The organism is Acidithiobacillus sp. (assembly GCF_023229925.1).
Taxonomy (GTDB): Bacteria; Pseudomonadota; Gammaproteobacteria; order Acidithiobacillales; family Acidithiobacillaceae; genus Acidithiobacillus.
The window spans coordinates 473583-491761 of the sequence record NZ_JALNYM010000001.1 but is presented as its reverse complement, the minus strand read 5'-3'; the positions used below and the strand labels follow the sequence as shown (position 1 = coordinate 491761).

Sequence of the window (18179 nt, the reverse complement as noted above, 5' to 3'; positions counted from 1 at the left end):
GCAGACTAAAAAGGTTCCCGACTTAAGGCCTGGAACGCTTTTTTGTCTTAGCGGAGTCCTGCCTTGCGCATACTGATGACCACGGATACCTATTTCCCCCGGATCAGCGGGGTGGCTAGTTCTATTGAAAGCTTTCGTGCCGGTTTGGTCCGTCAGGGGCACGAAGTGGATATTCTGCTTCCCGCTTATGACGGTCGCAAAAGATATGCGCCAGATGACGATGAACGGGCCTTATGGCGTATACCTTCCTGGCGGATTCCCCTGTATCCCGAAGAGCGCTTCATGAAGTTTCGTGCTTTGCGCTCCCGGCGTCGGGATATGAGTGATGCGGCTTACGATTTGGTCCATATTCAGACCCCTTTTATCGCTCATTATCATGGGGTGCGCCTGGCGCGCCGCTGGCGCATACCCGCCGTGCTCTCCTACCACACTTACTTTGAAGCCTATGTCGATCATTATTATCCAAAAATTCCCGGAGGTCTGCGCCGTGGCTCGGTACGACGTTTATCGCGGCGGCAATGCCACGGAGTGGATGGGGTTGTCGTACCTTCGCGGGCTATGGCGGAAATTCTCTGGGGCTACGGGGTCAATCAGCCCGTACGGGTCATTCCGACGGGGGTGAAGCTCGAGCATTTTGCGGGGGGTAAAGGCGCAGAGTTCCGCAAGCAATATGGCATTACCTGGCAACGCCGCATCCTGCTATATGCGGGTCGGATTGCACCAGAAAAAAATATTCCGCTGTTATTCAATGCGCTGCCGCATATCCTGGAGCAGATGCCGGATGTGTTGCTGATGCTGGCCGGCGACGGCCCAGCGCGACCTATGTTGGAGGCTCTTGTCGAAGAACAAGGTTTAGGTGATTCGGTACGCTTTCTCGGTTATCTGGAGCGAAAGGAGGCATTGAAAGACGCATATGCGGCCGCTGATCTATTCGTGTTTCCATCCCAGACGGAAACCCAGGGGATGGTCCTGATCGAGGCGCTGGCGGCGGGATTGCCAGTGGTTGGGGTGTCCGCGCTGGGCAGTGCAGACCTGCTCGGTCTGGGTAAAGGTACCCGTAGCGCTCGCAATGACCCTATGGACCTTGCCAGCCAGTGCGTTACCCTGCTCCGGGACGATGGCCTGCGGGCGCAACTGGCGACGGAGGCTCACCAACTGGCTGGCGAATGGTCGGAAGACCAGATGGCGCAGAACCTGTCACAGTTTTACGCTGAGATCGCCGGTCGTACTGCCGCTATTTCGCGGCGTACACTCAGTGCAGGCGCCGTCCGACAAAGGTAAAGCGGTCTCCTTCAAGAATGACTTCAATAACCTCTCCGGGTTCAAAGTCGCCCCGCAGGAGTTTCTGGGCGAGGGGGTTTTCAATCTCCCGCTGAATCACCCTTTTCAGAGGGCGGGCGCCATAGACGGGGTCATAGCCGACCTCTGCCAGACGATCCAGTGCGCCATCACTGAGCACTAGATCCATATCCCGCTCGTGCAGGCGTGCCCGCAGGAAACCCATCTGAATCTCGGTAATATCACGGAGCTGCACTGCGGTGAGCGGATGGAAGATGACCAACTCATCAATGCGGTTGAGAAATTCCGGGCGGAAGTGATCCTGCACCACGTCCAGTACCGCCACGCGCATACCGTCGTAGTCCCCTTTGCGGCTGAATTCCTGAATTCGGTCGGAGCCGAGGTTCGAAGTCATGACGATGACGGTATTGCGGAAATCTACCGTGCGCCCCTGGCCATCGGTGAGCCGACCATCATCCAATACCTGCAGAAGGATATTGAAGACTTCCGGGTGGGCCTTCTCCACCTCGTCCAGCAATACGACCGAATAGGGTTTGCGCCGCACCGCTTCAGTGAGATAGCCGCCTTCTTCATAACCTACATATCCCGGAGGCGCGCCAATGAGCCGCGCCACCGAATGCTTCTCCATGAATTCGCTCATGTCGATGCGCACCAGATGGTCTTCACTGTCGAAGAGGAACTCGGCTAGGGCCTTGGTCAACTCTGTTTTTCCGACACCCGTGGGGCCGAGGAAGAGAAAAGAACCGTTGGGGCGCTTGGGGTCAGACAACCCTGCCCGGGAGCGGCGAATGGCGTTGGATACCGCAGCGACTGCTTCGCTCTGGCCCACCACTCGCGCCTGCAGACGCTCCTCCATCTTGAGGAGTTTTTCTTTCTCGCCTTCCAGCATTTTGGAGACAGGAATGCCAGTCCAACGGGCGACCACTTCGGCGATTTCTTCTTCGCCCACCTCGGTGCGCAGCAAGGTCGGTTTAGTGCCAGAACCGGCTGATTGCGCGTGGATTTCCGCAGCATGGAGCTGTGCTTCCAACGCCGGAATAGAGCTGTATTGCAGTTCCGCCATACGCTCCAAGTCGTTGGCACGACGCGCTGTGTCCAGTTCAACGCGCTTTCGGTCCAGTTCTTTCTGAATCTGTGAGGTGCCTTCGATGGCCAGCTTTTCGCCTTTCCAAACCTCTTCCAGCTCCTGATATTTGCGATCTGACTCATTGATTTGGGCCTGCAAGATATCCAGGCGCTTACGGCTGGCTTCATCTTTCTCCTTTTCCAGCGCCACGCGCTCAATGTTCAATTGAATGATGCGGCGCTCGAGTTCATCCAGTTCCTGAGGTTTGGAATCGATTTCCATCTTGATGCGGGAGGCAGCTTCGTCCATCAGATCTATGGCTTTGTCAGGCAGATTACGGTCGGTGATATAGCGATGTGAAAGCTGTGCTGCGGCAACCAAAGCGGGATCGGTAATGCGCACCCCATGATGGGCCTCATAGCGCTCTTTCAGGCCGCGCAAAATGGCGATGGTGTCTTCCACACTGGGTTCATCCACCAGCACCCGCTGGAAACGTCGTTCAAGCGCCGCATCCTTTTCAATATATTTACGATATTCATCCAGTGTGGTGGCACCAATGCAGTGTAATTCGCCGCGCGCCAACGCCGGCTTGAGCATGTTGCCTGCATCCATGGAGCCCTCGGCCTTGCCGGCACCGACCAGGGTATGAATTTCATCAATGAAAAGAATGATTTTACCTTCGCTCTTCTCAAGATCATTGAGCAAGGACTTCAGGCGTTCCTCGAACTCACCGCGAAATTTGGCACCCGCAATCAAGGCTCCCAAATCCAGACCGAGCAAGCGTTTGTCCCTCAATGATTCCGGTACTTCGCCGTTAATCAAGCGCAACGCCAGTCCTTCGACGATAGCCGTCTTGCCCACCCCCGGCTCGCCGATCAAGACCGGATTATTCTTGCTGCGCCGCAGTAATACCTGAATGGTCCGGCGGATTTCGTCGTCACGGCCAATCACCGGGTCCAGCTTGCCCTGACTGGCCCGCTCGGTGTAGTCGATGGTATATTTCTCCAGCGCCTGACGTTGCTCTTCGGCGTTGGCATCATTGATTTTTTCCCCGCCATGCAGATCGTGAACGGCCTGTTCCAGATCCTTGGTGGTGGCACCCGCCTCTTTCAGGAGCCGCCCAGTCTCGCCCTTGTCGTCCATCAAGGCCAGCAGGAAGTGTTCGGTGGAGATATACGTGTCGCCGCGCTTCTGGTCTATTTTGTCGGCCAGATTGAGCATGTTGGTGAGATCGCGGCCCACCTGCACCTCACCCGGATGCCCTTGTACCTTCGGCATGGACTCCAGCGCGCGGTTCAACTGATTGCGCAGGGCATCGACCCGTACGCCGGCTTTTGCCAGGAGTGGCCGGGCGATACCACCTTCCTGATCGAGAAAAGCCACAAGCAGATGGACGGGCTCCATCTGCTGATGATCCTGGGCCAGAGCGAGACTCTGGGCATCTTGGAAAGCCTGCTGAAATTTGGTGGTCAGTTTGTCGGTGCGCATGGAGTGACTCCCATAGATTGGCGTTGCTCAAGAAATGGGATTATCCGGCTTCTTTTTCAAGAGGTGGTGGTGGTTGTAATGCCCAGATCAGGAAAACCGCACCCAAAAGCGCCAGCAGTGCCGCTGCGGCGAAGGTGCCCTGCCCGCCCCACTGGGCCCAGGCCCAGCCGGCTCCGAGCGCCCCCAGACCTCCCCCCAAACCATAAACGATACTGGCATACAGAGCCATGCCGCGCCCGCGCAGCGCACTGGGAAAGCGTTCCGCTAACCAATATACGGCCGCTAAATGAAAGGCCCCATAGCTCGCCGCATGCAGGGTCTGCACCAGAATGATCCATATCAGTCCAGGCCACCAGGAGATAACACCCCAGCGCAAGGCGGTCAGAATAAATGCGCTGGTGAATACCAGTGGCACACCCCAACGCCGAATAAGACGATCACCCCACCAGAAAAACGCCACTTCGCAGAGCACTGCAAATCCCCACAGCATCCCGACTGCGGCGCTCCCCAGGCCGTGCTGTTCTGCATAGATAGAATAGAACGCGTAATAGGCGCCATGGCTGGCCTGCTCCAGCAAACCCGCCAGCAAAAAAAACCAAAGGCTCACATGGCGGAGTGTGCCGCTGAGACGAGGCCGTGGTGTATCGACGGCGGGCAGCGCGCCATAGGGCAAATCACGACTGGCCCACCATGCACCCAGCAAAAAAATGGCGATAACAGGTAAAAACGCGGTCATCCCCCAGCGGGCGATCAGCCCCCCCATAACCAGTGACAGGGCGATAAACCCGAGGGAGCCCCAGAGTCGAATACGCCCATAAGCGGTGCCACGGCGTTGTGCCCAGTCCATGGTGGTAGCGTCCACCAGAGGCAGTGTCGCCGCCCAGAAGAAGGAAAAAGTCAGCGTGATGAGCAATATGGCCAAAAAGTGACCGTGGGCCAGCCACAAGGAGAGAAAACCCGCTGCCGCAATCAGCGCCGCCCAGGGGACGATCCGCCGACTTCCCCAGAAGTGCGCCAGCCAGCCCCAGAGATTGGGCGCCAGCACCTTGCTGAACTGTACCGCCGCGGTGAGGATGCCGATAGCCAGAGGGCCCTGGCCCTGGGCATGCAGCCACGGGCCCCAGTAGGGCATGAACGCACCCAGTGCACAAAAATACAGGAAATAGAAGGCGGCGAGCCTGCCCCCTTCCCGATCTGCCTGCATCTTTTAGGCGGGGATGGGAGGCAGTGGTGCCTGCACGTCGGCGTTCTGGGCGCGGTGACGCATCCAGTGGTCCATGATCACCAGAGCCAGCATGGCCTCAATGATAGGGACCGCGCGAATACCGACGCAGGGATCATGGCGGCCCGTAGTGACCACTTCTGCGGGCGCACCATGCACATTTATGCTTTGCCGCGGGATACGTATGCTGGAGGTCGGTTTGATGGCCACGGACAGCGTGAGATCCTGCCCGGAAGAAATGCCGCCGAGGACGCCGCCGGCATGATTGCTCTGAAAACCCATGGGGGTCATCGCGTCCCCGTGATGGCTGCCGCGCTGCTCTACTACCGCAAAACCATCGCCTATGGCGACCGCTTTGACTGCATTGATGCTCATCATCGCCTTGGCAATATCTGCCTCCAGGCGATCAAAGACCGGCTCACCGAGCCCCACCGGCATGCCGACGATCCGCGCATCCACCCGCGCGCCAATAGAATCCCCTTCTTTGCGCAAGGCATCGAGAAAGTCGGCCATACGGATCGCAGCCTGGGCATCAGGACAGAAGAAGTCATTGCGGGAGATTTCCGCCGCATCAAAACCTTCGGCATGGATGGAACCCATCTGCGCCATCCAAGCCTGTATGTTGACGCCAAGACGCTCGCGCAAAAACTTACGGGCGATGGCCCCGGCAGCGACCCGTGTCGCCGTTTCCCTCGCCGAGGAGCGGCCGCCCCCTCTATAGTCACGCCGGCCGTACTTTTGCACGTAAGTATAATCGGCGTGACCAGGACGAAACAGGTCCTTGATTTTGCTGTAATCCTGTGAGCGCTGGTCCGTGTTGCGAATCAGCAGTCCGATGGGCGTACCGGTGGTCAAACCCTCAAAGACACCGGAGAGAATTTCGACCTGATCCGCTTCCTGACGCTGAGTGGTATGGCGCGACTGACCGGGGCGGCGGCGATCCAGCTCAATCTGGATATCGGCTTCGTTGAGCGGCATGCCCGGCGGACAGCCATCGACAATGCAACCGATGGCTGGGCCATGACTCTCCCCAAAGGTACTGACCCGGAAACACTCGCCGATACTACTTCCCGCCATGCGTTATTTTTCCACTTCAATCATGGCATAAGCCGAATGATTGTGAATCGACTCGAAGTTTTCGGAAGACACCGAAAACCACTGCATGCGCGGGTCTTCCTGCAGTCGCAGCGCGACGTCACGTACCATATCTTCTACAAACTTGGGATGGTCATAAGCGTATTCCGTGACATATTTTTCATCGGGACGCTTCAGCAGACCGTAAAGCTGACAGGACGCCTCTGCTTCGATCAGATCAATGATGTCCTTAATCCAGACTGTTTCGCGGGCGCGCACATGAACCCAGACATGGGCACGCTGGTTGTGGGCGCCATATTCCGAAATGCTTTTGGAGCAGGGGCAGAGGCTGGTTACGGGCACCATCACCCCGACGGTCAGTTGATAGCCCATCGGGGTAACCTCTCCCGTCAGTTCCACCTCATAATCCAGCATGCTCTTGACACCGGATACGGGGGCGGCTTTCTGAACAAAGAATGGAAAGCGCATCTCCAGCCGCGCTGAATCCGCTTCCAGGCGCTGCCGCATTTGTTCTACCACTGCGCCGAATCCTTCCACACTGAAGGGGTTCTCATGCGTGTTCAGGATATCGATGAAGCGTGACATGTGCGTGCCTTTTAGGTGCGCAGGCAGACTCACGTACATATTGCATTGGGCGACGGTGGACTGCACCGCCCCATCACGATCCTGAACCTGCATGGGATGGCGCACGGCGCGGATACCCACCTGCTGGATAGCAATGGCCCGCGGATCAGCGCGACCTTGTACGTCTTCCAGGACTTCAACCGCGCAATCTCTCACCGCAGGCCTCTCTTGGGAATAGTAGACTGAATCGCTCAAATACTACGCCCCGGCCGGTGACTGGGCAAGCAATGCGAGCAATTCCTTACCGGATTTCTCGATCCCTGCGGCATCCAGGCCAAAGTCTGCAAGCCATTGGCCACCATCGCCCTGTTCGATAAAGATGTCGGGTAAACCGAGCAGGCGCATGGGCCGCACGACGCCTTCATTGAGCAGGAACTCCGCGACGGCGCTACCGGCGCCCCCCATGCGTGAGCCTTCCTCCACAGTCAAGAACGCCCGATGGCTTTGCGCGAGACTGTTCAGTAATTCCGTGTCCAATGGCTTGACGAAACGCATATTGACGACGGTAGCGTCGAGGGCCTCACCGGCCGCCATGGCTGCCGCAGCGCGAGTACCAAAGGCGAGAATCGCGAGATCCTTGCCTTCCCGCAGAACCTCTGCCTTACCGATGGGGATCCGCCGTGACAAATTCTGGTCCAGCGCCAAGCCCAGGCCGTTACCGCGCGGATAACGCACCAGTGCCGGCCCCTGATAGGCGAAGCCCGTGTTGAGCATATCGTGCATCTCCTGCTCATCTTTGGGAGCCATAATGACCAGGTTAGGAATGCAGCGCGCATAGGCGATGTCAAAAGCGCCCTGATGAGTAGCCCCGTCAGCACCGACCAATCCCGCGCGGTCAATAGCAAAAAGCACCGGCAAATTCTGGATGGCGACATCATGCAAGAGCTGGTCATAGGCCCGCTGCAAGAAAGTGGAGTAAATGGCGACCACCGGGTGAATGCCGTCACAGGACAGACCTGCGGCAAAAGTCACTGCATGCTGTTCAGCGATACCCACATCAAAATAACGCTCGGGAAAGAGTTGCTGAAAACGCACCAGCCCGGAGCCCTCGCGCATGGCCGGCGTGATAGCGACCAGATGCTTTTCTGCCGCCCCCTTGTCGCAAATCCAGTCGCCGAACACTTGCGTGTAGCTCGGTGCCCCGGCGGGTTTCTTGACCATTTTGCCATCCGTCCGGTTAAACGGGGTCACTCCGTGATAGCCGCAAGGATCCAGCTCGGCGGGACCGTAGCCCTTCCCTTTTTTGGTGATGACATGGAGTAGGCGTGGCCCATTGATTTTTTTTAGGTTTTCAAGAGTCGGGATCAACGCATCCAGATCGTGCCCATCAATAGGGCCGAAATAATGAAATCCCATCTCCTCAAACAGTGTCCCCGGCGTCACCAGCCCCTTAACCCCCTCTTCCGCCTTCCTCGCTAGTTCACGCAAGGGCGGTACGAAACTCAAGGCCTGCCCTGCCCCTTCGCGCATGGTGTTATAGAGGCGACCCGAAAGAATTCGCGTCAGGTACTGGGACACCGCACCCACGTTGGGTGAGATGGACATCTCATTATCATTGAGGATGACCAGCAAGTCGGCATCCAAAACGCCACCGTTATTCAGTGCCTCATAGGCGAGGCCCGCCGTCATGGCACCATCGCCAATGATCGCGACGACCTCCCGCGATTTATGCCCCAGTTTGGCTGCCACCGCCATGCCCAATCCGGCACTGATAGAAGTGCTGGAGTGACCGGCGCCAAAGCTGTCGTAAGGGCTTTCATCGCGCTTGAGGAAACCGGAAAGACCGTCTTTGATCCGTAACTGGGGAAAAAACGGGCCACGTCCGGTAAGAATTTTGTGGGGATAGGCTTGATGGCCGACATCCCAGATCAGTCGATCGTCCGGGGTATTGAATACGGCGTGCAGCGCCACGGTCAGTTCCACCGCCCCCAGACAGGAAGAAAGGTGCCCACCTGTCCGGCTGACCGTTTCCAGAAGGAACTGCCGCACCGCTTTGGCCACGCCTTTCTGCTCGCTGCGTGACATCTGCCGCAGCTCGGCGGGCATAGGAATACCCTTCAACAAATCGCTCATTTATTCCGCTCTACAATGAGGCGCGCCAGGGCGCGGAGGTGATCAGCTTCTGTTTGCCAGGGCTGCAAGGCCTCCAAAGCCTCGTCGAGCAGGCGTCGGGCATAGCCTTGCGCCTCAACAAGACCGAGCAAGGTAACAAAACTGGGCTTGTTTCGGCTGCGATCCGCGCCTTGCCGCGCCTTTCCGGTCTGTTGCAAATCGCCAATCTCGTCAAGGATATCGTCTTGTACCTGAAAAGCCAGGCCGACACGGTCGGCATAACGCAGCAGCGCCGCAGCGGTGGATTCTTTCTCACCAATGCCTGCGGCGCAAAGCGCCAACTGTATGGCGCAGCGAATGAGCATGCCCGTCTTATGCAGGTGCATTTGCTCCAGTGCGGGCAAAGCCAACTCATGCCCCACGGCGGCCAGATCAATAGCCTGCCCACCTACCATACCCCGTGAGCCAGAAGCCTGTGCGAGAATCGCCAGCATCTGCACCTGCCATTCGGCAGCCACTCCCCAACCCGGCTCAGCCAGCACCAGGAAGGCCTGTGCCTGCAAAGCATCGCCCACGAGAATGGCGGTGGCTTCGTCATAAGCACGATGGCAGGTAGGCTGCCCCCGGCGCAAGTCATCATTATCCATGGCCGGGAGATCGTCATGCACGAGTGAATAGGCGTGAATCATCTCCAGCGCCGCCGCGGGACGGTCCAGATGCTCCAGTGGCACACCCAGGCAGGCACCCGTCGCGTACACCAGCAAGGGACGGATGCGCTTGCCGCCGCCCAGGGTACTGTAACGCATGGCGTCATGCAGACGCGCGGGCAGTATATGTGCCGCGGGCAGCAGTGTCCCCAGAATACTTTCGGTGCGCTGTACCGAGCGCGTCCGGAACCGCGCAAAACTCTCATTGTTCACAGCGGCGTCCAAGCTCATACGTCTTCTTCCTGAGTAAGCGGAGTGGAAACCGCGTCCTCTCCGAGTAATATTTCCACGGTCTGCCGGGCATTTTGCAACTGCGCCTCGGCACGTTTGGACAGTTCCATGCCGCGCTGAAAAAGGGCGACAGAGTCTTCCAGACCCAGCTGCCCCTCTTCCAGGCGGCGAACGGTTTCTTCCAAGGCGTCCAAGGTGCTTGCGAAGTCTGCGGGGGCTTCCACGGGGGACGATTTATCGTTCATGCGTTTTTCCATGTTCGCCAATTAAACACTAGGCCCAGTCCTCGGGGCAAGGGATAACGAAGATTCAGACTGGACGGTACGTTCGCCAGCCCCTAAAATCCGTGCCGTCCATATCTTAAAGGCTTCAGCCATGTTTCTGCAAAAGGTCGGGAGTGCTCCGAGCGCAGCCGACGATGTCACCCGCTTCGAGGTGCTCGGCGCTATCAGCGTGTCGCATTTTCTCAATGACAGCATTCAGTCGTTGATGCTCGCGGTGTATCCGCTGTTCAAAAGTAATTTTGATTTGAGCTTTGCGCAGATCGGGTTGATTACCCTGGCCTATCAGTTGACCGCATCCATCATTCAGCCATTGGTAGGGCGTTTTACCGATCGCCATCCTATGCCGTACTCATTGCCTTTCGGCATGCTATTTACCTTTGGCGGGCTATTGTTGCTCTCCGTGGCTCCGAATTATGCAACGCTTTTATTGGCAGCGGCGTTGGTGGGCCTGGGTTCATCGGTGTTCCATCCCGAGTCCTCGCGGGTGGCGCGGATGGCCTCTGGCGGGCGCCACGGGCTGGCGCAGTCCATTTTTCAGGTGGGTGGTAATGTGGGCTCGGCGGTGGGTCCATTGCTGGCCGCCTTTTTCGTCATGCCTAACGGCCAACGCAGCCTGTCGTGGTTTTCACTGACGGCGTTACTGGCCATCGTGATTCTTTCTTTTGTGGGGCGCTGGTATCAGCATCAGCACCGTCAGCCCAAAAGGCCAGCGGCAAAGATCGTGGCGCCCTTGCTGCCTCCCACACTGGTGCGACGCAGTATTATCATTTTGGTCGTGCTGATGTTCTCCAAGTTTCTGTATCTGACCAGCATCAGCAGCTACCTGATTTTCTACCTGATGCAGCGCTTTCATATCGTAACCCAGGAAGCGCAGATGCACCTTTTCATTTTCCTCGCGGCGGTGGCAGCAGGGACATTGATGGGTGGGCCGATTGGGGACCGGATTGGCCGCAAGAAGGTGATTTGGGTTTCTTTGCTGGGGATTGCGCCCTTTACCCTCGCCTTGCCCTATGTGGGTCTGACGCTAAGCGCTATTTTGACGGTGATCATTGGCTTCCTCCTGGCTTCGGCCTTCCCCGCCATTGTGGTGTACGCGCAAGAATTGGTGCCCGGCAAGGTCGGGACCATCTCTGGTTTGTTTTTCGGGCTGGCTTTTGGTCTGGGGGGCATAGGTGCCGCATTGCTCGGGGAACTGGCAGACGTCTGGAGTATCCAGGTGGTGTATCAGATCTGCGCTTTCCTGCCTTTGCTCGGTGTGCTGGCCGGATTTCTGCCCCACATCCCCCGTGCGCGGGAGCCGGCGGCCTGAGTACAGCGCGCCGTCTTTACTCAGGGCTGTCGATGATTCAAGCTTAAGCCCAGTGCCCGCAGAGCGGGGGTGGGTTGAATTGCGTGGGGCGGCGTAGCCGCGAGGTTAGGACGATTGGCTATCGCTGAACACAAGTTTTATTTTCTGGTTCCGGAAGAAAAGCCCCACTGGAGTGAGAGCCTGCTACCCTGGTTGCTGCTCTCCGCACTGCTTATGGTGGCGGGTATTTTTTTCTATGTACACATCCAGAAGCCGAAAATGCAGTCGTTACCGAATCAAACAACGGTCCACAAGACCTTCCGCATCATGCCGAGACCCAGTCGACCCCAAGCGCCCAGTCCCGCCATGCCCCGGATCGTGCCGCCCAGCAGACCTGTGGTAGTGCCATACCAGGTTGTGCCCGCCGCACACCCGCAGCCGAGACGGCGATCGGTGCCGCAACCCCGTCGGGCCCCGGCGCGAACGCATCCTCTGACGCAGCGCGTAACTCCAGAGTTGACACCGGCATCTCCCAGTGCGCAGCCCCAGCTGTTGCCCCATATCAGTATCGGCAGGCTGGAGCAACAAATGGATCAGGTGGCCCGCGCCGTAACGGCCAGCCCGCCGTTACCGAAGTTTGAGAACCCAAAGGGACCGGTGGCAGATTTCTATATCGCCGGATGGATACAGAAACTGGAGCGGATCGGCGATCTCAATTACCCGGGAGACATGGTCGGGCAGCTTAAGGTTAAGGTCGTACTGAATCCGCAGGGAGACCTCAAGCGCATCATCATGGAGCAGTCATCGGGAAACAAAGCCCTGGATGCGGCAGCGGAACGGATTATCCGGCTCTCCTTCCCGTATATGCCGTTCTCAAAGCAGCTCGCGGAACAAACCCGTAAAATAGAAATTCCGCTGAACATGCATTTTCTGGGGGTGCGGCATGTGTCGGCTTGGCGTTAATCTCATCGCTCATGATCATAACGCATTGGCACCTGAGCCGACACCGATGTGGCGGTCAGTGCATCGTATCCGGCTGCGCGGCAATTTCTTCGCGGACTTTGTCCATATCGAGCGCCAGCGCCTGCTGAATCACTTCTTCCAGCGCACTGGCGGGCAGTGAACCGGCCTGCGAGAAGATACCGATCTGCTGACGGAAAATAGTCAACGTCGGAATGGAACGAATCTGGAAAGAGCCGGCCAGTTCCTGTTCTACATCGGTATCGACCTTGCCGAAGACGATATCCGGATATTTTTCCGCAGCAGCCGCAAAAGTAGGGGCAAAAGCCTTGCAGGGCGCGCACCAGGAGGCCCAGAAATCAATGATTACCATATCGTTGTCGGTGACAACGGCTTCAAAATTGTCTTGCGTGAGTTCTATTACGGCCATGATGACTCCTTTTAAAGTGGGTGTTCGCGCGGGAATGCGCAAAGCATGCCGGACCATCCCGAATGACTACAAAGTATATCGTGCTGACCTTAGAACGCCGAGGGCGACAGGGTCAAGAGCTCCTGATCGCCGTCTCGTCAATCATGAGGGCACGCTATGACTATCAGTAATTCGCAAATACCGATACTTACGGTCAGTGCCCTGAACAGCGCTGCCCGCGAGATTATTGAAGGGAATTTTCCGCTGTTAAGGGTGGAGGGTGAACTGTCCAATTTCAGTAGCCCCGGATCGGGGCATTGGTATTTTTCGCTGAAGGACACGCGGGCGCAGGTGCGCTGCGCCATGTTCCGCCAGCGCAATACCTATACCCGGATTCAGCCCCGCAACGGCATGCAGGTGCAGATACTGGCGCAGCCGACCCTGTATGAAGGACGCGGCGAGTTTCAGTTGATTGTCGAGCAATTGCTGGATGCCGGTGAGGGTGATTTACAGGCGCGTTTTGCCGCTCTCAAGGACAAGCTCGCGGCCGAAGGGCTTTTTGCGCCGGAATTGAAACGCCCCCTCCCCCGCTGGCCGCAGCGGGTCGCCGTGGTCACTTCGGCGAGCGGCGCGGCGCTGCACGACATCCGGGTGACGCTGGCGCGGCGCTGGCCGATGCTCGCGGTCATGGTCTATCCGGTGCTGGTGCAAGGCGATCAGGCGGCGGCACAGATTTGCGCCGCGCTGGCCCGCATTGCCAGTCGGCAGCAGGAGGATGTGGTGATCCTGGCGCGTGGTGGCGGCAGCGCGGAGGATCTGTGGTGTTTTAATGAAGAAAGCGTGGCGCGCGCGATTCGTGCTTGCCCGGTGCCGGTGGTGACGGGCATCGGTCATGAAATTGATTTCACCATTGCCGATTTCGCGGGTGATCTGCGCGCGGCGACCCCCACGGCGGCGGCGGAGGCGGTGAGCCCCGACCGTGCCGAGTGGTTGCCGCAGGTGCAGGCACATCGGCGACAACTGGAACAGTCCATGCAGCGCACGCTGCGGGACGCGACCCAGCGTCTCGACTACTTGCGGCTGCGCCTGCGTCATCCCGGCGAGCGGGTGCGGGATGCTGAGCGCCGTTTGCGTCTGGCGCGTGGGACTTTACGGCAGGCCATGCAGCGCCAGCAGGCCCAATGGAGTGGACGCCTGCAGGTTCTCCAGGCGCGGCGTTTGCGGCAGGACCCGCGTCAGCGCCTGCAGAATCTGACGGAGCGCTTGGAAGTCCGGCGCGCCGCGCTGATTCTGGCGATGGACAAGCGCTTGGCCAGCGTCGAGGCGCAACAGCAGCAGCAGGCGGCAGCCTTACGTCTGCTGGATCCCTTGGCTGTGCTACAACGCGGTTTTGCCGTCCTTCGCGATGCGTCCGGCAAGGTGGTGTTTGGCAGCGCCTCTGTCGCGGTGCATGCGCAGGTTACCGCGACCCTGGCGCAGGGCACCCTGCTCTGCGAGGTCCTCGAAAAAAGTGATTAGCGCGACATGCCGGGTATCGACAAGGCCCGCTCTGTCGCTTTACTCTTGGCCTTCGTCGCCGCTGGCCTGAGTGGCGAATTTTTTCTAGCAGGGCGCTGGTGCCCTGAATTCTGAGGAGTGTTCATGGCAAATCCGCAAGTAGTGCTGCACAGCAACAAGGGTGATATCGTCATTGAGCTGGACGCCGACAAGGCGCCCAACACCGTCGAGAATTTTCTGAAGTATGTCGACGAGGGTTTTTTTGACGGCACTATCTTTCATCGCGTGATACCCGGCTTTATGATTCAGGGCGGTGGTTTTACGGCTGCGATGCAGCAGAAAGAGGTCCATGCGCCTATCGCCAATGAGGCGGAGAATGGGCTGAAAAATGCGCGGGGTACGCTCGCCATGGCACGGACCAACGATCCCCACTCCGCCACCGCGCAGTTTTTCATCAATCTGACAGACAATGATTTCCTCAACTTCAAGATGGCCTCCGGATCGGGCTGGGGTTATGCCGTTTTTGGTAAGGTCGTCAGCGGGATGGATGTGGTGGACGACATCGCCAAGACTCCTACCGGTAACCAGGGCATGCACCAGGACGTTCCCAAAGAAACCATCTCCATCGACAAGGGCGAGCGTCTGCCTGCGGCCTGAGTCTATGATGGTGCAGGGTGCAGACCTTGGTAATGGCCCCGTGCTGTTTATCTCTGACCTGCATCTGTGCCCCGGACAGCCCGCACTGACCGCCCTCTTCCGCCATTTTTGTTTGCACGAGGGTCGGGCCGCGCGGGCCGTTTTTATTCTGGGCGATTTGTTTGACTACTGGGTGCATCGGGATCAGGCGGCGGAAGCGCCTTATGCAGAAATCCTGGCCCTGCTCCATGGGTTGCATCAGCAGGGGACTGCGGTGTATCTCATGGTCGGTAACCGGGACTTTGCCCTGGATGCCGCGTTTCTGGCGCAGTCCGGTATCCGCGCCCTGTCCGACCCGGCGCTGCTGCAACTGGGCGATCAGCGTATCCTGCTGACCCACGGTGACTTGTTATGTAGCGACGATCATCGTTACCAGCGCTTTCGCCGGGTGATTCGCCATCCGTTGACTCGACTCACGCTGGGCCGCCTGCCTTATGCCTGGCTCCAGTGTATCGCCCGCGGATTGCGTCGCGGCAGTAGCCGCGCAGTGCAGGCCAAGGCACCAGTCATAACCGATGCCAATCCGCAGACCATCGTCACCGCCCTCCACGGGGAGGGCGTTTTCGCGCTGGATGGTGCCACTTATGACATATTGATTCACGGCCATACCCATCGCCCCGTTTGGGAGCAGCGTCCGGAGGGGCGGCGCATGGTGCTGGGTGCCTGGGACGTCGATAGCGCACAAATCGGGCGCTGGGAAAACGGCCAATGGTCCTTGCAGCTACTGAGTCCACCGTAATTTCGGCGTTTGCGCGACGGGAGGGAGCATCATGGGCGCCACGGAGCATGATCCAATGGCATGCGGTCTGAGCAGCGCCGCGGCCTCGGCGTTACAGCAACAATACGGGCCTAATCATCTGCCCACGGCGCATGCACCGCGCTGGTGGCAACAACTGCTGGCGCAGTTTCGCAACACCCTCATCGCGATTTTGCTGGCCGCTGCACTCTTATCCCTGGTACTCGGACATCTGGTAGACGGCGCGGTCATCGGCACGGTGATCCTGATCAACACCTTGCTCGGCTTTGTTCAGGAGAACCGCGCGGAGAAAGCCGTGCAGGCACTGCAATCTTTTCTCGCCCCGCAGGTGTTGGTCTGTCGCGATGGCGACTGGCAACATCTGCCCGCTGAAGCACTGGTGCCCGGCGACTGGGTGCGAATAGAAAATGGGGCACGTATCAGCGCGGACATGCGCTTGCTGGAGGCGCATGCTCTGCGGGTGGACGAATCCCTGCTGACGGGGGAATCCGTCCCGGTGGATAAAACCACTTCTGGCGACGCTGGCGAGTTACTGCTGCGGGCCGGAACGCTGGTGACCGGGGGAGATGGTGTTGGCCAGGTGACCGCCACCGGCAGTGCCACCGAAATAGGCCGTATCCATCAGCTCATGGGAACCACCCTGACCATGCGCTCGCCTCTGCTGGAGCGCATCAGCCGCTTGTCCCGGACGCTCGCCTTTACCGTCGTTCTTCTGGCAGCCGTCGCGGTGGGTATTGCCTGGTGGCGGGGCGAGACGCTGGAATTCGCCCTGCTCGCCGCCATCAGTCTCGCGGTAGCCATTATTCCCGAAGGGTTACCAGCAGTCATTAGTGTGACCCTGGCACTGGGCGTGCAGCGTATGGCGCAACGCGGCGCCATTGTCCGCCAGTTACCGGCAGTGGAAACCCTGGGCACGGTTACCGTCATTTGCACCGACAAAACGGGCACCCTGACAGAAAATCGCATGACCGTGCAGGACCTGGCCCTCGCCGATGACTCCCCTGCCCTGCTGCAACGTGCCCTGCGGGTCATGATTTTGTGTAATGACGCCCAACTACGCAACGATCAGAGCGGTATTGGTGACCCTCTGGAACAGGCCCTGCTCCGCTATGCGGGCACGCATGGTGCGGACGTCGACGTGTCGCGGATGGGGTCTCCGCGGGCGGATGCCCGGCCTTTCAGCCACGAGCAGCCTTTCATGGCGACGCGCCACAGCGACGGCATCGCCATTAAAGGGGCCCCGGAATGGGTCCTGCAGCGCTGTCGGTGGATGGCGACCGCAAGCGGGGTGGCGGAAGTCGATCCGCGCTATTGGCACAAAGTCATTGCGGATATGGCGACTGCCGGCATGCGTACCATTGCCCTGGCCAGTGCGATGGATGGACGGTGGGAAGCTCTGGACGATGGTGGCTGGACCTGGTTGGGTGTTGTCGCACTGCTGGATCCCCCGCGTGCCGCCGTACCGGCCGCCATTGCTGCCTGCCGCAGCGCGGGTATCCGGGTGATTATGGTTACCGGCGATCATCCGCAGACGGCGGCCACTATCGCCCGTCAGGTCGGCATTCTGGAAGATGGTCCAGCGGCGGTGGTCGATCATGCCCAGTGGGTCAGCGCGGATGCAGAGGGACGGCAGGCCCTGGCCCGCGATGCAGTGGTTTTCGCCAGGGTGCAGCCCGCCGATAAGCTGGAACTGGTGCAGACCCTGCAGGCCAGCGGCGAGGTGGTCGCGATGACCGGTGATGGTGTCAACGATGCACCCGCCTTGCGCCGGGCGCAGATTGGTGTGGCCATGGGGCAATCGGGGAGCGACGTGGCCCGTGAGGCTGCGGCCATGGTGTTGAGTGACGACAACTTTGCCCATATCGCCACTGCCGTAGCGGAGGGGCGCCACATCTATGACAATATCCGGCGCACGACTTTCTTTATGCTGCCGACTAATTTTGCGGAAGGGCTGGTGATTTTTTTCGCGGTGCTGTCGGGAATGACCCTGCCTATTACTCCACTGCAGATACTTTGGGTGAACACGATTACCGCCAGTACGCTGACTCTGGCTTTTGCATTCATGGGGGCGGACAAAGGCGTGATGGAGCGCAAACCGCGTCCGGCCTGGGAGGCACTCATTCCAGGAAGCTTGTGGTGGCGCATCTTCGGATTGAGTACCTTTCTGGTCATAATCGTCTTTGTGGTGTTTTTTGGCGATGCGACGCTGCACAGCGACAGCCATGCGCACACCCTGGCGGTGAACGCCCTGGTGGGCGCGGAGGCCGGAATACTGCTGGCCATATATGGGCGCTGGCGTCGTGACCGGGGGGATGTCGTCCTTGTGGTGGCGATGGCAGCTGCCCTGATTGCACAGGGGCTTTTCTCCTATCTGCCATTTTTTCAGCGGGTATTCGCGACAACGGCCATGGGGGGCGCGGATATGGGGATCGTTGCCGTCTGCGCGGCGTTGGCGTGGCTGGCCGGCAAGCTTGCGGCGCCTCCGCCGACGGTTTGAGGCGCAC

15 protein-coding genes are annotated in these 18179 nt (G+C 59.0%); 7 read left to right on the top strand and 8 right to left on the bottom strand.

The window, feature by feature from the left end; translation table 11 throughout:
* The first annotated feature begins 63 nt into the window (after window positions 1-63).
* A complete protein-coding gene (locus M0P56_RS02580) occupies window positions 64-1281 on the top strand; it encodes a glycosyltransferase (protein WP_291508482.1) in 1218 nt (405 codons plus the stop codon).
* On the opposite strand, the gene clpB is transcribed toward M0P56_RS02580, so the two are convergent.
* The 7 genes from clpB to xseB are packed head-to-tail and all read right to left on the bottom strand — an operon-like array spanning window position 1253 to window position 10029.
* A complete protein-coding gene (gene clpB, locus M0P56_RS02575; RefSeq protein WP_291508481.1) occupies window positions 1253-3853 on the bottom strand; it encodes an ATP-dependent chaperone ClpB in 2601 nt (866 codons plus the stop codon). The two genes, M0P56_RS02580 and clpB, sit on opposite strands and share 29 nt — an antisense overlap.
* Before the next feature lie 40 nt (window positions 3854-3893).
* A complete protein-coding gene (locus tag M0P56_RS02570; RefSeq protein ID WP_291508480.1) occupies window positions 3894-5057 on the bottom strand; it encodes an MFS transporter in 1164 nt (387 codons plus the stop codon).
* Between the two features lie 3 nt (window positions 5058-5060).
* Entirely contained in the window at window positions 5061-6152 is a 1092-nt protein-coding gene (gene aroC / locus M0P56_RS02565; RefSeq protein ID WP_291508479.1) for a chorismate synthase, read from the bottom strand.
* Window positions 6153-6155: 3 nt separating this feature from the next.
* Complete coding sequence (gene folE2, locus M0P56_RS02560) at window positions 6156-6950, bottom strand: GTP cyclohydrolase FolE2 (RefSeq protein ID WP_291508478.1); 795 nt, start codon at window positions 6948-6950, stop codon at window positions 6156-6158.
* A 42-nt stretch (window positions 6951-6992) separates the two neighbouring features.
* Window positions 6993-8867, bottom strand: coding sequence for a 1-deoxy-D-xylulose-5-phosphate synthase (gene dxs / locus M0P56_RS02555; protein ID WP_291508477.1), 1875 nt, complete (start codon window positions 8865-8867; stop codon window positions 6993-6995).
* Entirely contained in the window at window positions 8864-9784 is a 921-nt protein-coding gene (locus M0P56_RS02550) for a farnesyl diphosphate synthase (protein ID WP_291508476.1), read from the bottom strand. The genes dxs and M0P56_RS02550 overlap by 4 nt, the downstream gene beginning before the upstream one ends.
* Window positions 9781-10029: an exodeoxyribonuclease VII small subunit gene (gene xseB, locus M0P56_RS02545; protein WP_291508475.1), complete on the bottom strand. Its 249-nt coding sequence runs from the start codon at window positions 10027-10029 to the stop codon at window positions 9781-9783. Before xseB ends, M0P56_RS02550 begins: the two co-directional genes overlap by 4 nt.
* A 130-nt stretch (window positions 10030-10159) precedes the next feature.
* Here xseB and M0P56_RS02540 point away from each other — a divergent pair, with 130 nt between their 5' ends.
* Together M0P56_RS02540 and M0P56_RS02535 are read left to right on the top strand one after the other, a co-directional pair.
* Window positions 10160-11377: an MFS transporter gene (locus M0P56_RS02540; RefSeq protein WP_291508474.1), complete on the top strand. Its 1218-nt coding sequence runs from the start codon at window positions 10160-10162 to the stop codon at window positions 11375-11377.
* Window positions 11378-11491: 114 nt separating this feature from the next.
* The gene (locus M0P56_RS02535) at window positions 11492-12319 is read left to right on the top strand and encodes an energy transducer TonB (protein ID WP_291508473.1); all 828 of its coding nucleotides are present in this window, start codon (window positions 11492-11494) and stop codon (window positions 12317-12319) included.
* Between the two features lie 55 nt (window positions 12320-12374).
* Here the strand turns inward: M0P56_RS02535 and trxA are convergent, their stop codons facing one another.
* Entirely contained in the window at window positions 12375-12746 is a 372-nt protein-coding gene (gene trxA / locus M0P56_RS02530; protein ID WP_291508472.1) for a thioredoxin, read from the bottom strand.
* Between the two features lie 156 nt (window positions 12747-12902).
* Between trxA and xseA the strand changes: the two genes are divergently transcribed.
* The 4 genes from xseA to M0P56_RS02510 all read left to right on the top strand — a co-directional run bounded on the left by xseA (window position 12903) and on the right by M0P56_RS02510 (window position 18172).
* Window positions 12903-14243 carry an exodeoxyribonuclease VII large subunit gene (gene xseA / locus M0P56_RS02525; protein WP_291508471.1) on the top strand — a complete coding sequence of 447 codons (1341 nt, stop codon included), beginning with the start codon at window positions 12903-12905 and terminating at the stop codon, window positions 14241-14243.
* Window positions 14244-14366: 123 nt separating this feature from the next.
* A complete protein-coding gene (locus tag M0P56_RS02520) occupies window positions 14367-14879 on the top strand; it encodes a peptidylprolyl isomerase (protein ID WP_291508470.1) in 513 nt (170 codons plus the stop codon).
* 4 nt (window positions 14880-14883) lie between these two features.
* Window positions 14884-15657, top strand: coding sequence for a UDP-2,3-diacylglucosamine diphosphatase (locus tag M0P56_RS02515; protein ID WP_291508469.1), 774 nt, complete (start codon window positions 14884-14886; stop codon window positions 15655-15657).
* 55 nt (window positions 15658-15712) lie between these two features.
* Window positions 15713-18172: an HAD-IC family P-type ATPase gene (locus M0P56_RS02510; protein ID WP_291508468.1), complete on the top strand. Its 2460-nt coding sequence runs from the start codon at window positions 15713-15715 to the stop codon at window positions 18170-18172.
* Window positions 18173-18179 lie beyond the last annotated feature (7 nt).